Here is an 11,791-nt window from a genome sequence, read left to right as displayed (position 1 = left end):
CGCAACCGGGAGCACCCGGGCGAGCGCACCGAGACCGGCCCGCTCAGCCGTCGCCGGTCCCGGGGCCGCCGCGCCGCAGCCGGCCGGACCACAGCGGTTCGACCTGTTCCCATTCGCGCTCCCACGCGGCGTACCGGCGGTCCCGGGCCCGGCGGCGTACGAGCAGCAGCGCGCCGGCCCCGCAGGCCGCGACCGCGCCGGCCGCCACGGTGCCGCCGGAGACCGAGGTCAGCGCGCGTTCCGCGGCGCCGCCCGGCGGTCGGGCGGGGGTGCCGGTGTCGTCGACCCAGAGGGGGACCCGCTGTCCTCGGGGCGTCCGGGGCGGGACGTCGACGGTCCCGGAGCGGTCGACGTCCTTCGGGTAGGACCAGACGGCGTGGGCGACGGCCCGGGGGGCCGCGCCGTAGCGGGCGGCGCCGGGCGGGTCCTGGGCCGGCTCGGTGGTGGTGGCCGTGACCCGGTGGCGGTGGAGGGCGAGCTCGCGGTCGGCGCTCACGCCGGCGTTCCAGAGGACGCCGGCGGCCACCGCCCCGCAGATCAGGGCGAGCGACAGCACCAGGACGACGACGGCCTTCGCGACGGGCGTCGCGCCGGGCAGCGGCGCGGCGGGGTGGTCCGGGTCCGGGGTCTCGTGACGGTTCATGGCGGGCGTCCCTCGGGCGGAGTGGTGCGCCGGACGGGGCAGGGCCGGGCTCAGTCGGCCCCGGTGCCGGGGGCGGTGTCGGTGCCAGGGGCGGTGTCGGTGAGTTCGTCCCCGATGCGGTGGGCCCGGGCCCCTCGCTCCGTACGCTTCACGGGGATGGTCCGCACGGTTCCGTTCTCCTCGGGCGTGGGGACACGGACGGTGAGGATCCCGTTCGCGTACGAGGCGTCGACCCGGTCGGCGGGGATCGCGGCGGGGAGGAGGCTGCGCCTGCGTTCCACCCTGTGTCCGGTCATCGTTCTCTCCTGTCGTGCTGCCCCCGTCGCGCTTCTCCTGTCCGGTTCCTCCTGTCCCCACTCTCCCTCCGACCGGTCGCGCTGGTCAGTGCCCAAGCGGTCGCACAGAGGGGCCGAACGGCCCAAGACGGGACGGGCCGTCCCGGGCCTCCAGGTCTTCGGCCGCCTCCGGTCAGGGGGAGGAATCGGTGCCCGCGGCCCCGGGCGGCGTGTTGATACGGGCCACGAGGAGCGCGATGTCGTCGTCCGCGGAGGCCGGGACGAGGTGGGTGAGCAGGCGGTCGCAGAGACCGGTCAGGGACGGTGCGGGCTCGGCGAGGAGGCCGGTCAGCTCGGTGAGGCGGGCGTCGATGTCGCTGTTGCGGGCCTCGACGAGGCCGTCGGTGTACAGGACGAGGAGACTGCCGAGGGGCAGCGTGACCTCGGTGGTCGTGAAGCGGATGCCGCCGACGCCCAGCGGAAGGCCCGGCGGCACGTCGAGCAGGCGAACGGTGCCGTCGGGCGTGACGGCGGCGGGGGGCGGGTGACCGGCGCGGGTGATGCGGCACAGGCCGGTGGCCGGGTCGACCACGACGCACAGGAAGGTCGCGAGCATCGGCTCGGCGAGGTCGTTGAGGGCGGCCTCCAGCTGGTACAGCAGTTCCTCGGGCGAGAGGTCGAGACGGGCGAGGGCCCTGACGCTCGCGGCGAGCCGTCCCATCACCGCCGCGGCGACCGTGCCGTGGCCCATCACGTCGCCGATGACCAGGGCGGCTCTGCCGCCGTCCAGGGTGATGACGTCGTACCAGTCGCCGCCGACCTCGTTGACGTCGCTGGCGGGCAGATAGCGGTGGGCGACCTCGATCCCCGGCGGCGGGCTGATGTGCTGGGGCAGCATGCTGCGCTGCAGGACGGCGGCGGTGTCGTGTTCACGGCTGTAGAGGCGCGCGTTGTCGAGGCAGACGGCGGCGCGGGCCGCCAGTTCGCCGGCCAGGTCGACCTCGTCCTCGGTGAACGGGCCGACGGGCCGGGTCCGGTAGAAGGTGGCCAGGCCGAGCACCACGCCGCGGGCGAGCAGCGGGACCATCACGAAGGAGTGCACGCCCCGCCTGAGCAGCTCCGCGGGAGCGGAGGAGTGGACTGCCGCCGGGGCGATGGCCGCTTCGTCGAACTCGGCGACGGTGAACGGACGGCGTGCGCCGAGCGCCCGGGTGTACGGCGCGTTGGCGGGAAAGGTGAGAGTGCGTCCCAGCGGGACGAGGACCTCGGTGACGGGCGAGCCGGCGAGCGGCGCCTTGGCCAGCCGGCGCAGCGTGGCTCCGCCGACCAGGCCGCCTCCGAGCTCGCCGCCGTCGACCAGGGTCTCCAGGACGTCGACGGTGACCGCGTCCGCGAGGTCGGGAACGGCGACGTCGGCGAGTTCCTGTGCGGTGCGCTCCAGATCCAGGCTGGTGCCGATCTTGAGGGTGGCCTCGTTGACCAGGGCGAGGTGGCGCCGGCCCGCTTCGGCCGCGAGCTGTGCCTGTTCCTTGGTGGTGATGTCGATCAGAGTGGCGGCCACCCCGATCGGACGTCCGTCGGCGTCCTCGAGCCGGACGTAGGAGCCCGACCACACATGGTCGTGGTCCGGGTCGGCCGGGGTGCGTCCGGTACGCCGGGAGTCCAGGACGGGCCTGCCCTCCTCCAGGGCCCGGCGCATGGACCGTTCCATGTCCGCGGCGTTGACGTCGGGGAGGATCTCGACCAGCCGGCGCCCGATGTGCGCGGCCTGCGGAAGGCCGTTCATGGCCTCCAGGGCCGGGTTGACGCGGAGGAACCGCAGCTGGGTGTCGAGGACCGCGATGCCGACCGGGGACCGGGAGAACAGTCCGTCCCACACGGCCGACGAGCCGCGGATACGGCGTGCGGCCTCCGCCTCGGCGGCGAAGACGAGGACCGTCGTGCCGCCCCGGTGCCGGGCCGGCACGGGGCACGCCCAGATCTCCAGGTCCAGCGGGTGCCCCTCCTTGTGCCAGGCGGTCACCACGCCCATGACCCCGCGCCCGGTGGCCGCGCCCTCCCAGAGCGAGCGGCCGAGGCTGCGGTCGGCGCCGGGGTGGAGCAGGTCGGCGATGTGCCGGCCGAGCACCTCGTGCGGGGTGTAGCCGAGCAGGTCCTCCGCCGCGTGGTCCCAGCGGACGATCGTCCCGTCCGCGCCGGTGGCGACCACGGCGACGGGCAGGGCCCCCAGCCATCCGCCCGCGTCCCGGGCCGCGCCGGCGGTCACTTCCTCGAAGGGCACCTCGTGCATCGCCACCCCGATTCCCGTACCTGCGCGCCCCGGGACGGCTGCCGTCCTCCTCAGTATGGGCGCGAACCTTCCGGTTCGTCGCGCCGGCGTTCTCGGCGGCCCCGCCGGCGGGGCTCCGGAGCCGGGCGCGCCCGGCGTCGACGCCCTCGGCCTCGCCCGCGGTGTCAGGGGGTGACGCGGTCCGCGAGCGCCGTCCGCCAGGCGGGCGCCGGCACGGTCGGGGTGGTCTCGGGGCGGCGGCCGCCCCGGGCGAAGAAGTCGTCCAGCGGCAGAAGGGCCGCGCCGACCGTGACCGCCTCGGGGCCCAGGGTGCCGAGGCCCACGCTGGTGCGGCTCGCGGGATGGCGCAGGGCGTACTCGGTCGCGTACCGGGTGACGGTGTCGAGGAAGCGGGCGCCGAGCTGGAGACCGGCCCAGCCGCCGACGAGGATCCGTTCGGGCTGGAAGAGGTTGATGAGGTCGGCGAAGCCCGCGCCGAGGTACTCGGCGGTCTCTTCGAGGACGGCGAGGGCGGTGGCATCGGGGGCGGTGTCCGGGTCGGCGGGGTGGGCGGCGGCGAGCAGGGCGGTGAGGGCGGTCTCCTCGTCGGCGTCCGCCGGCGGGGTACCGCCCGCCTCGCGCCAGCGGGCGAGCAGGGCCTCGGCTCCCGCGTACGCCTCCAGGCAGCCCCGGGCGCCGCAGCGGCAGCGGCGCCCCCGGACGTCGACGGTGAGGTGGCCCCATTCGAGGGCGCGCCCGGCTCCGAGGGGGTCGGTGACGACACAGGCGCCGACGCCGGAGCCGAAGAGGACGGTGACGGCGCTGCGGGCGCCGCGCCCGGCGCCGAACCGCATCTCGGCCTGGCCGAGGGTCTTGGCGCCGTTGTCGATCCGGTAGGGGACGGTGGCGGGGAGGTCCACGGTCCGGCGCAGGAGGCGTTCGAAGGGGACGGCGTCCCAGCCGACGGTCTGTCCGTGGACGACGGCACCGTCGTCGGCGGTGTGGGCGACGATGCCGGGGACGCCGACGCCCACGCCGAGGAGCCGGTCGGGGGCCACGTCGGCCTCCCGCAGCACCTCCGCGATGCCGTCGCGGACATGGGCGACGACCAGGTCCACGTCGTAGCGGGAGGTGCGCGGCCCGCGACTGGGCAACGCCCGGTCCGTACGGGCGAGTTCGGCGAGGGTGAGATCGAAGAGCTCGACGCGGACGCGGGTCTCGCCGACGTCGACGCCGATCATGCGGCCGCTGTCGGGGCTGATCCGGAGCAGGGTCTGGGGGCGTCCGCCGGCCGAGTCGACGCTGCCGGCCTCCTCGACGAGTCCCTCGGCGACGAGTTCGGAGACCACGTTGCTGACGGAGCCGGAGCTGAGCCCGGTCGCGGGCGCGAGCATGAGGCGGCTCATCGGTCCGTCGAAGTACAGCCTCCGCAGTACGGCGGTGCGGTTCTCGCGCCGCAGGTCACGCACCGTACGGCCACTTGTCGCGTGCACGTGGGTTCCCGTCTCTGAAGTCCTTCGGTGCAACATACCCGCATTCCAGGCCTTGACGCGACCTTCTCATGAGGTTTAACTCACATCCTAAATTAAGCCCCGTCACCGGAGGCGGCCGGGACCGCCCGCGGTGTCGGACCTCCCGTCGTCCCTGAAAGGGCCCTGGAGCCATGCGCACAAGCAGAGCCGCCGTCACCGGTGCCGTCACGCTCGCCCTCGTCCTCGCCGCCACCGCCTGCGGCGGCGGCACCGCCGACGGTTCGGGCGGCTCCAACTCCCAGCCGAAGACGCTCACCTACTGGGCCACGAACCAGGGCACCAGCCTGGAGGCCGACAAGAAGGTCCTCCAGCCCGAGCTCGACAAGTTCGAGAAGCAGACCGGCATCAAGGTCAAGCTGGAGGTCATCCCCTGGTCCGACCTGCTCAACCGGATCCTCACCGCCACCACCTCCGGCCAGGGCCCCGACGTCCTCAACATCGGCAACACCTGGAGTTCCTCGCTCCAGTCCACCGGCGCCCTGCTGCCCTGGGACGCGAAGAACCTCGGCACGATCGGCGGCAAGGAGCGCTTCGTCGACTCCGCCCTCGGCGCCACCGGCGCCCCGGGCAAGGACCCGGCCGCCGTCCCGCTCTACTCCATGGCCTACGCGCTCTACTACAACAAGAAGATGTTCGCCGACGCGGGCATAGCGAAGCCGCCGACCACCTGGGCCGAGGTCGAGGCCGCCGGCAGGAAGCTCAGCAAGGACGGCAGGTGGGGCATCGGCGTCGAGGGCGCCAACCTGTCCAACAACATCCACCAGGTCTTCGTGCTCGGCAAGCAGCACGGCGCCGACTTCTTCACCCCCGACGGCAAGGCCGACTTCACCTCCGAGGGGGCCGTCGCCGCCGTCAAGCAGTACGTCGACCTGATGGCCGGCGCCAGGATCGTCGCGCCCGGCAACGCCGAGTACGCCCAGAACCAGTCGCTGTCCGACTTCGCCAAGAACCGCACCGGCATGGTCCTGTGGCAGACCCCCCAGCAGACCTTCGCCGCCCAGGGCATGTCCGAGGACCAGTGGGGCGTCGTCCCGGCCCCCGTCGCCTCCGGCACCCCCGGCCAGGGCGCCCAGACCAACTCCATGGTCGCCGGCATCAACATCTCCGTCTTCAAGAACACCAAGAACCTCGACGGCGCGCTGAAGTTCGTGAAGTTCATGACCAGCGACGAGGAGCAGGTCCTCCTCAACAAGACCTACGGCTCCATCCCCCCGGTCAAGGCCGCGCAGGAGGACCCCGCCTTCAACACGGCCTCGCTCGCGGTCATCCGCGAGACGCTCGCCAAGAGCGCCTCCGCCCTGCCGCAGGTCCCCGAGGAGTCACAGTTCGAGACCGTCGTCGGCACCGCCGTGAAGGACCTCTTCGCCGACGCCGCCGCCGGCCGGCCCGTCACCACCGAGTCCGTGAAGGCCAAGCTCGACAAGGCCCAGCAGCAGATGCCGAAGAAGTAGGCAGCACCGGACATGACCCAGACCGCCGTCACTCGGCCACGTGAGCGCGCGGTGCGCACGGCCGGACCCGGAGCGGCGCCCGCACAGCGCCGCTCCGGGCGCCGCCGCATCGCCCTCCCGTACCTGCTGCTGCTCCCCGCGCTCGTCCTCGAACTCCTCGTCCACCTCGTCCCGATGCTCATGGGCATCGGCATGAGCTTCAAGGAGCTCACCCAGTTCTTCATCCGGGACTGGTCGTCCGCGCCCTGGGCCGGCCTCGACAACTACCGCGTCTCGATCGACTTCGACGCGCCCGTCGGCCAGGACCTGCTGAGGTCCTTCTTCACCACCTGCCTGTTCACCCTGGCGTCGGTCGCCCTGTGCTGGTTCCTCGGCACGGCCGCCGCCGTCTTCCTCCAGGAGAACTTCCGCGGCCGCGGCCTCCTGCGGACCCTCTTCCTCGTCCCCTACGCCCTGCCGGTCTACGCCGCCGTCATCACCTGGGCGTTCATGTTCCAGCGGGACAACGGCCTGATCAACCACGTGCTACACGACCAGCTCGGCATCGGCGACAGCCCCGCCTTCTGGCTCCTCGGCGACAACAGCTTCTGGGCCCTGCTCACCGTCTCCGTGTGGAAGGGCTGGCCCTTCGCCTTCCTGACCGTCATGGCCGGTCTGCAGAACATCCCCCGGGACATGTACGAGGCGGCCGCCCTCGACGGGGCCGGCGTGTGGAAGCAGATCCGCCACATCACCCTGCCGTCCCTGCGCCAGGTCAACCAGGTCCTCGTCCTGGTCCTCTTCCTGTGGACCTTCAACGACTTCAACACGCCCTTCGTGCTCTTCGGCAAGGCGGCGCCCGAAGCGGCGGACCTGATCTCCCTGCACATCTACCAGTCGTCCTTCCTCACGTGGAACTTCGGCACCGGATCGGCGATGTCCGTGCTGCTCCTGCTCTTCCTGCTCCTCGTCACGGGCGGCTACCTCCTGCTCACCACCCGGGGAAGGAAGGCCTCCGATGCCTGAGCGCGCCCCCCGCTCCCCCATGGCCGCCCCCCGCTCCTTCCTCTGGACCCGGCGGATCTTCCTCACCCTGCTCACCGGCTTCGTGCTGCTGCCGCTGTACGTGATGATCTCCAGCTCCCTGAAGCCCCTGGAGGACGTGTCGGGCAGGTTCGAGTGGATCCCGTCCGGGCTCACGCTCCGCCCGTACCTCGACATCTGGGACACCGTCCCGCTCGCCGACTACTTCCTGAACTCCCTGGCCGTGGCGGGCGCGGCGACCGTCCTCTCCGTGGCCGTGGCGATCTTCGCCGCGTACGCCGTCAGCCGTTACGACTTCCGGGGCAAGCGCGTCTTCACCGTCACCGTCCTGTCGACGCAGATGTTCCCCGGCATCCTCTTCCTGCTGCCGCTCTTCCTCATCTACGTCAACATCGGCAACGCCACCGGCATCGCCCTCTTCGGCTCGCGCGAGGGCCTGATCCTCACCTATCTGACCTTCTCGCTGCCCTTCTCCCTCTGGATGCTCACGGGATACTTCGACTCGATCCCCCGCGAGCTCGACGAGGCCGCCAAGGTCGACGGCTGCGGCCCGGTCGGGGCGCTCTTCCGGGTGATCGTGCCCGCCGCCCTGCCCGGCATCGTCGCCGTCGCCGTCTACGCCTTCATGACCGCCTGGGGCGAGGTCCTCTTCGCCTCCGTCATGACCAACGACACCACCCGCACCCTCGCCGTCGGCCTCCAGGGCTACGCCTCGCAGAACGACGTCTACTGGAACCAGGTGATGGCCGCCTCCCTCGTGGTGAGCGTGCCCGTCGTCGCCGGGTTCCTGCTCCTGCAGCGCTATCTCGTCGCCGGCCTGACCGCGGGCGCGGTCAAGTGACCCGCCCCGCAGCGTCCGACGCTCCCGTCGCCGGCCCCCGGCCGCTCGTCACGAAGAGGTTCCCGTTGTCAGACTCCCACTCCACCGACCACGGCACGCTCGACCTGGCGGCCTTCCCCGCCGGCTTCACCTGGGGCACGGCCACCTCCGCCTACCAGATCGAGGGCGCCGTCGCCGAGGACGGCCGCGCCCCCTCCATCTGGGACACCTTCTCCCGCGTCCCCGGCGCGATCGACAACGGCGACCACGGCGACACGGCCTGCGACCACTACCACCGCTGGCCCGAGGACATCGCCCTGATGAAGGAGCTCGGCACCGACACGTACCGGATGTCCGTCGCCTGGCCCCGCGTCGTCCCGGGCGGCGACGGACCCGTCAACCGGGCCGGGCTCGACTTCTACGACCGGCTCGTCGACGGCCTCCTCGACGCCGGCATCACCCCCAACGTCACCCTCTACCACTGGGACCTGCCGCAGGCGCTGCAGGACCGCGGCGGCTGGACGGTCCGCGAGACCGCCGAGCGCCTCGCCGACCACGCCGGCGTCGTCGCGGGCCGACTCGGCGACCGGGTCACCCGGTGGGCCACCCTCAACGAGCCGCTCTGCTCGGCCTGGATCGGGCACCTGGAGGGCCGGATGGCGCCGGGCCTCACGGACCTGACGGCCGCCGTCCGCGCCTCGTACCACCTGCTCCTCGGCCACGGTCTCGCCACCGCGGCGGTCCGCGCCGCCGCCCCCGGCGCCCAGGTCGGCCTGGTCACCAACCACTCCACCATCACCCCGGCCTCCACCCGCCCCGAGGACATCGCCGCCGCCCGCCGCGCCGACGGGCACAGCAACCGCTGGTGGCTCGACCCGGTGTACGGGCGCGGCTTCCCCGCCGACATGCGCGAGCTGTACGGGGTGGAGCTGCCGGAGCAGCCCGGCGACCTGGAGCTGATCTCGGCCCCGCTCGACTGGCACGGCCTCAACTACTACTTCCCCGAGACCGTCGCCGACGACCCGGCCGGGCCCGTCCCCCACGCCCGTGCCGTGCGCCTGCCCGACGTGCCGCGCACCGGTATGGACTGGCAGATCGACGCCGGCGGCCTGGAGGCCTTCCTGCTCCGCCTCACCCAGGACTACGGCGTGCGGAGGATGTACGTCACCGAGAACGGCTCGGCCTTCCCCGACATCGTCGGCCCCGACGGCGAGGTGCACGACCCGGACCGCACCCGCTACCTGGAGCAGCACCTCTCGGCCTGCGCCCGCGCGCTGCGCAAGGGCGCCCCGCTGGCCGGGTACTACGCCTGGTCCCTGCTCGACAACTTCGAGTGGGCCTACGGCTACGACAAGCGCTTCGGGCTCGTCCACGTCGACTACGCCACCCAGCGCCGGACCGTGAAGACGAGCGGCCGGCGGTACGCCGACATCATCCGCGCCCACCGGGCGCAGAACGGCTGACCCCCTGCCCCCACCCGAGACGCGGGCCCCGGCCCGCGGCCGGGTGGTCTCGCGCCGCAGGCGCCGCGTCGACGACTCCGTCACCACCCACGAGGGCTGGGGCCTCGGCAGCTACTGCTACCACGACCTCGACCCGACGATCCGTCAGGACCACGGCTTCAAGGCCCCGGTGAAGCCCGGCGTGAGGTTCCACGGCCTGCTCACCGTCTCGCTCGGCGGCAACGGCCAGTTCGAGCACGTCATCAACGGCGCCGGAGCATCACCTGCGTCCGACGCCCGCGTACATCGCGACGTCCGGCGCCGCCGTCTCCGGCCGCCACGCCGAGCAGGACACCACCCCGGGGTCGAGCAGCTCCAGGCCGTCGAAGTAGCGCGCGATCGCCTCGGGGGTGCGCTGGGTGAGCCTCGGGGTGCCGTGTTCGTTCCAGAACGCCACCGCCGCGTCGACGTCCGGCATGTCGGGGTGGGTGACCGTGTGGGACAGGACGAGATGGCTGCCGGGGGCGAGCGCGTCCATGAGGCGGCGGACGATCGCGTACGACTCCTCGTCGTCCTCCACGAAGATGACGACCCCGAGCAGCATCAGCGCGACCGGCTGCGAGAGGTCCAGCGTCTTCGCCGCGGCGCCCAGGATCGTGTCGACGTCCCGCAGGTCGGCGTCCAGGTAGTCGGTGCGCCCCTCGGGCGTTCCGACGAGCAGGGCCCGGGCGTGCGCGAGGACGAGCGGGTCGTTGTCCACGTACACGACCCGTGCCTCGGGCGCGATGCGCTGGGCGACCTCGTGCGTGTTGTCGGAGCTCGGCAGCCCCGTCCCGATGTCCAGGAACTGCCGGATCCCCCGCTCCCCGGCCAGATACCGCACGGCCCGCCCCAGAAACAGCCGGTCCGCCTTCGCGTACTCCCCGATCCCGGGATGCAACTCCCGAATCCGGTCCCCCGCCTCCCGGTCGACCGGATAGTTGTCCTTCCCGCCGGTCCAGTAGTTCCAGATCCGGGCGGTGTGCGGCCGGGACGTGTCGATACGCGATTCGATGTCGGTCACGCCTCCAACGTATCGCAGTACCTCGGCAACTCCCTTGTCTGAACGCCGATTTGTCCCGCACCCCCTCATGCCGATCAGGTCGGCACGGCGTACGGGCGCAGGACCGTGAGGCCGTCCTCCTGGGCCGCCGCCATGGCGAAGGGGAAGCGGTCGAGTTCGAGGCAGAGGGCGACGTCGTCGGGGTGGGCGCCCTCGCGGATGCCCTGTGCCAGTTCGGCGGCGGCGCGCGACTCGCGGGCTCGGCGGAGGAAGTCGGCCGGGTCCGGGCCGGGGCCGGTGGTTCGCCGGGCGATGTACTGGGCGCAGGCGAGGTCTTCCTCGGCGCGGCCGTCCTCGCCGGTGACCACGAAGGTGACGCCGGCGCACTCGCGGGCCCGCAGCAGCCGGGCCGTCGCCTCGGCCACCACGAAGGCGGCGCACAGCACGAGTGACGCGTCCTTGACCGCGAGGGCGCCGACCGTGCCCGCCGTGGTCTTCTGCACGACGGTGCGTCCGCCGAGGTCGGCGGAGCGCAGCAGGGCCGGGGAGTTGACGGCGTCGAAGCCGGGCGCCGGGGCGCCGTCCTTGAGGGCCACCCACTCGGGGTGGCGGGCCTTGAGCGCCAGGGCGTCGTTCAGCGACTGGGCGAGGACGATCCTCTCCGCGCCCCGGGCGAAGGCCCAGGCGGCCACCGTATACGCGCGCATGACGTCGATCACGACGGCCGTCGACGGGGTTTCGGTCAGCTCGGCGATGCCGAGGAAACGAGCGTCCATCCGCCCATGATCGCGCACCCGTTCGGGTGTCGGAAAACAGAATGAGCGACCGAGTCCCCGCTGCTACGGTGCGCGGATGGCATCGATCAAGGAATTCCAGGTCACCGTCGACTGCGCGGAACCGCAGCGCCTCGCCGCCTTCTGGTGTGAGGTGCTGGGATACGTCCTTCCCCCGCCGCCGGAGGGGTTCGCCTCGTGGGACGCGTTCAACGCCTCCGGGCCGACCGAGGACGAGACCCGGTATTTCGCGTGCAGCGATCCCACCGGTGTGGGCCCGCGGGTGCTGTTCCAGCGCGTGCCCGAGGGCAAGGTGGTCAAGAACCGGGTGCATCTCGACGTACGGGTCGGTACCGGGCTCGTGGGTGAGGAGCGCCTGGCGACGCTCCAGGCCGAGTGCGACCGCCTGGTCGCGCTCGGCGCGACGTGCCTGCGCGTGCTGCACGCCGACGGAGTGAACGAGTCGTGCATCAACATGCAGGACATCGAGGGCAACGAGTTCTGCCTCGACTGACCGTCGG

General features: G+C 72.5%; 11 protein-coding genes and 1 pseudogene. 6 read left to right on the top strand and 6 right to left on the bottom strand.

The window, feature by feature from the left end; translation table 11 throughout:
* Positions 1-43: 43 nt before the first annotated feature.
* The 4 genes from AB0M18_RS08595 to AB0M18_RS08580 form a co-directional block, all read right to left on the bottom strand.
* Positions 44-643, bottom strand: a complete 600-nt coding sequence (locus tag AB0M18_RS08595) for a hypothetical protein (protein WP_365756066.1) — start codon at positions 641-643, stop codon at positions 44-46.
* A gap of 50 nt (positions 644-693) precedes the next feature.
* Positions 694-1,035: an Hsp20 family protein gene (locus AB0M18_RS08590; RefSeq protein ID WP_365756065.1), complete on the bottom strand. Its 342-nt coding sequence runs from the start codon at positions 1,033-1,035 to the stop codon at positions 694-696.
* Positions 1,036-1,111: 76 nt separating this feature from the next.
* Complete coding sequence (locus AB0M18_RS08585; protein ID WP_365756238.1) at positions 1,112-3,208, bottom strand: SpoIIE family protein phosphatase; 2,097 nt, start codon at positions 3,206-3,208, stop codon at positions 1,112-1,114.
* Between the two features lie 164 nt (positions 3,209-3,372).
* Entirely contained in the window at positions 3,373-4,680 is a 1,308-nt protein-coding gene (locus AB0M18_RS08580; RefSeq protein ID WP_365756064.1) for an ROK family protein, read from the bottom strand.
* A 170-nt stretch (positions 4,681-4,850) separates the two neighbouring features.
* Between AB0M18_RS08580 and AB0M18_RS08575 the strand changes: the two genes are divergently transcribed.
* The 5 genes and pseudogenes from AB0M18_RS08575 to AB0M18_RS08555 form a co-directional block, all read left to right on the top strand.
* Entirely contained in the window at positions 4,851-6,170 is a 1,320-nt protein-coding gene (locus AB0M18_RS08575) for an extracellular solute-binding protein (protein ID WP_365756063.1), read from the top strand.
* Between the two features lie 12 nt (positions 6,171-6,182).
* Positions 6,183-7,175: a sugar ABC transporter permease gene (locus AB0M18_RS08570; protein WP_365756062.1), complete on the top strand. Its 993-nt coding sequence runs from the start codon at positions 6,183-6,185 to the stop codon at positions 7,173-7,175.
* 19 nt (positions 7,176-7,194) lie between these two features.
* The gene (locus AB0M18_RS08565) at positions 7,195-8,034 is read left to right on the top strand and encodes a carbohydrate ABC transporter permease (protein WP_365756237.1); all 840 of its coding nucleotides are present in this window, start codon (positions 7,195-7,197) and stop codon (positions 8,032-8,034) included.
* 65 nt (positions 8,035-8,099) lie between these two features.
* Positions 8,100-9,476, top strand: coding sequence for a GH1 family beta-glucosidase (locus AB0M18_RS08560; RefSeq protein ID WP_365756061.1), 1,377 nt, complete (start codon positions 8,100-8,102; stop codon positions 9,474-9,476).
* A 64-nt stretch (positions 9,477-9,540) separates the two neighbouring features.
* Positions 9,541-9,723, top strand: a pseudogene (locus tag AB0M18_RS08555) (coagulation factor 5/8 type domain-containing protein); the annotation flags it as partial.
* A 12-nt stretch (positions 9,724-9,735) separates the two neighbouring features.
* On the opposite strand, the gene AB0M18_RS08550 reads toward AB0M18_RS08555, so the two are convergent.
* Complete coding sequence (locus tag AB0M18_RS08550; protein WP_365756060.1) at positions 9,736-10,518, bottom strand: SAM-dependent methyltransferase; 783 nt, start codon at positions 10,516-10,518, stop codon at positions 9,736-9,738.
* 74 nt (positions 10,519-10,592) lie between these two features.
* A complete protein-coding gene (locus tag AB0M18_RS08545; RefSeq protein ID WP_365756059.1) occupies positions 10,593-11,273 on the bottom strand; it encodes a 2-phosphosulfolactate phosphatase in 681 nt (226 codons plus the stop codon).
* A 76-nt stretch (positions 11,274-11,349) separates the two neighbouring features.
* On the opposite strand from AB0M18_RS08545, the gene AB0M18_RS08540 reads away from it, so the two are divergent.
* On the top strand, positions 11,350-11,784 hold the full coding sequence (locus AB0M18_RS08540; protein WP_365756058.1) for a VOC family protein: 435 nt from the start codon (positions 11,350-11,352) through the stop codon (positions 11,782-11,784).
* Positions 11,785-11,791: the final 7 nt, after the last annotated feature.

Source organism: Streptomyces sp. NPDC051909 (assembly GCF_040681095.1).
GTDB lineage: Bacteria > Actinomycetota > Actinomycetes > Streptomycetales > Streptomycetaceae > Streptomyces.
The sequence above is the reverse complement of the archived record's forward strand: the minus strand, read 5'-3'. Positions and strand labels throughout refer to the sequence as shown.

Excerpts from the sequence above, each read along its gene's own strand:
- AB0M18_RS08575 (WP_365756063.1), top strand. The coding sequence starts at position 4,851 with ATGCGCACAAGCAGAGCCGCCGTCACCGGTGCCGTCACGCTCGCCCTC.
- AB0M18_RS08585 (WP_365756238.1), bottom strand. The coding sequence starts at position 3,208 with ATGCACGAGGTGCCCTTCGAGGAAGTGACCGCCGGCGCGGCCCGGGAC.
- AB0M18_RS08570 (WP_365756062.1), top strand. The coding sequence starts at position 6,183 with ATGACCCAGACCGCCGTCACTCGGCCACGTGAGCGCGCGGTGCGCACG.
- AB0M18_RS08565 (WP_365756237.1), top strand. The coding sequence starts at position 7,195 with ATGGCCGCCCCCCGCTCCTTCCTCTGGACCCGGCGGATCTTCCTCACC.
- AB0M18_RS08540 (WP_365756058.1), top strand. The coding sequence starts at position 11,350 with ATGGCATCGATCAAGGAATTCCAGGTCACCGTCGACTGCGCGGAACCG.
- AB0M18_RS08595 (WP_365756066.1), bottom strand. The coding sequence starts at position 643 with ATGAACCGTCACGAGACCCCGGACCCGGACCACCCCGCCGCGCCGCTG.
- AB0M18_RS08545 (WP_365756059.1), bottom strand. The coding sequence starts at position 11,273 with ATGGACGCTCGTTTCCTCGGCATCGCCGAGCTGACCGAAACCCCGTCG.